This is a genomic window from Psittacicella melopsittaci (genome assembly GCF_003585925.1).
GTDB classification, from domain to species: domain Bacteria; phylum Pseudomonadota; class Gammaproteobacteria; order Enterobacterales; family Psittacicellaceae; genus Psittacicella; species Psittacicella melopsittaci.
The window spans coordinates 1-2557 of sequence record NZ_NRJH01000090.1 but is presented as its reverse complement, the minus strand read 5'-3'; the positions used below and the strand labels follow the sequence as shown (position 1 = coordinate 2557).

Here is a 2557-nt window from a genome sequence, read left to right as displayed (position 1 = left end):
TCAGGGTTAGTAGTTTCTTCGCCAGAGTTCCAAACGTATAGACCTGAACCAGTTGCATATGAATCTTTGTTCGCTACATCTGGGTTAGTTGTTTCACCATATACATCACGGTCATTGTTACCTGTTTGTGCAGCTGAACGTTCAGAAGCTTCACCCTGTGTAAGAAACATGTATAAACCAGTGCCTGAAGTGTAACCATCTTTGTTAGCTACGTCAGGGTTAGTTGTTTCTTCGCCAGAGTTCCAAACATATAGACCTGAACCAGTTGCGTAAGAATCTTTGTTCGCTACATCTGGGTTAGTTGTTTCACCAACTACATCACGGTCATTGTTACCTGTTTGTGCATCTGAACGCTCTGCAGCTTCACCCGCTGGACCGAAGTTGTATAAACCAGTACCTGAAGTGTAACCGTCTTTGTTAGCTACATTAGGGTTAGTAGTTTCTTCGCCAGAGTTCCAAACGTATAGACCTGAACCAGTTGCGTATGAATCTTTGTTCGCTACATCTGGGTTAGTAGTATCACCTACTACATCACGATCAGTTCTACCTGTTTGTGCATCTGAACGCTCTGCAGCTTCACCTGCTGAACCGAAGTTGTATAAACCTGTACCTGAAGTGTAACCATCTTTGTTAGCTACGTCAGGGTTAGTTGTTTCTTCGCCAGAATTCCAAACATACACACCAGTACCAGTTGCGTAAGAACCTTGGTTCGCTACATCTGGGTTAGTTGTATCACCAACTACATCACGGTCGTTGTTACCTGTTTGTACATCTGAACGCTCAGCAGCTTCACCCGCTGGACCGAAGTTGTATAAACCAGTACCTGAAGTGTAACCGTCTTTGTGAGCTACGTCAGGGTTAGTTGTTTCTTCGCCAGAGTTCCAAACATATACACCTGAACCAGTTGCATATGAATCTTTGTTCGCTACGTCTGGGTTAGTAGTGTCACCGATAGTGTCACGATCAGTTCTACCTGTTTGTGCGTCAGAACGATCTGCTGCTTCACCTGCTGGACCATAGTTATATAAACCAGAACCAGAAGTATAACCAGGTTTATAAGCTACATCAGGGTTAGTAGTTTCACCGAATTTCTCTTTAGTTAGATCTACAGTTTCAACATCTCTACCGTTATCTTTAGTAGGTTCTTGATATGCATCTACTGGATGATCTTCTGAAGAGTTCCATTGGTAAACACCTGTACCTGCTGAGTAACCAGGTTTGTAAGCTACATTAGGGTTAGTAGTTTCTTCACCAGATTCCCAAACATATACACCTGAACCAGTTGCATATGAATCTTTGTTTGCTACATCTGGATTCGTAGTGTCACCGATAGTGTCACGATCAGTTCTACCTGTTTGTTCGTCAGCACGCTCTGCTGCTTCACCTGCTGGACCGAAGCTGTATAAACCAGTACCTGAAGTGTAACCGTCTTTGTGAGCTACATCAGGGTTAGTAGTTTCTTCGCCAGAGTTCCAAACGTATACACCTGAACCAGTTGCATATGAATCTTTGTTCGCTACATCTGGGTTAGTAGTGTCACCGATAGTGTCACGATCTGTTCTACCTGTTTGTTCGTCAGCACGCTCTGCAGCTTCACCTGCTGGACCGAAGCTGTATAAACCAGTACCTGAAGTGTAACCATCTTTGTGAGCTACGTCAGGGTTAGTAGTTTCTTCACCTGAGTTCCAAACGTATACACCTGAACCAGTTGCATATGAATCTTTGTTCGCTACGTCTGGGTTTGTTGTGTCACCGATGGTGTCACGGTCAGTTCTACCTGTTTGTGCATCTGAACGATCTGCAGCTTCACCTGCTGGACCATAGTTATATAAACCAGTACCAGAAGTATAACCAGGTTTGTAAGCTACATCAGGGTTAGTAGTTTCACCGAATTTCTCTTTAGTTAGATCTACAGTTTCAACATCTCTACCGTTATCTTCAGTAGGTTCTTGATATGCATCTACTGGATGATCTTCTGAAGAGTTCCATTGGTAAACACCTGTACCTGCTGAGTAACCAGGTTTGTAAGCTACATCTGAATTAGTAGTTTCTTCGCCAGATTCCCAAACATATACACCTGAACCAGTTGCATATGAATCTTTGTTTGCTACATCTGGATTCGTAGTGTCACCGATAGTGTCACGATCAGTTCTACCTGTTTGTTCGTCAGCACGCTCTGCAGCTTCACCTGCTGGACCGAAGCTGTATAAACCAGTACCTGAAGTGTAACCGTCTTTGTGAGCTACATCAGGGTTAGTAGTTTCTTCGCCTGAGTTCCAAACATATACACCTGAACCAGTTGCATATGAATCTTTGTTCGCTACATCTGGGTTAGTTGTGTCACCGATAGTGTCACGGTCATTGTTACCAGTCTTAGCATCTGAACGCTCTGCTGCTTCAGCTGCTGGACCGAAGCTGTATAAACTAGTACCTGAAGTGTAACCATCTTTGTGAGCTACTTCAGGGTTAGTATTTTCTTCGCCTGAGTTCCAAACGTATACACCTGAACCAGTTGCATATGAATCTTTGTTCGCTACTTCTGGGTTTGTTGTGTCAC

The 2557-nt window shown here is 43.7% G+C and carries 1 protein-coding gene; it reads right to left on the bottom strand.

What is annotated here, in order from left to right; translation table 11 throughout:
- Nucleotides 1-2557: hypothetical protein (locus CJP74_RS08190; protein WP_222987055.1), on the bottom strand; the 2557-nt coding region annotated here is incomplete at both ends.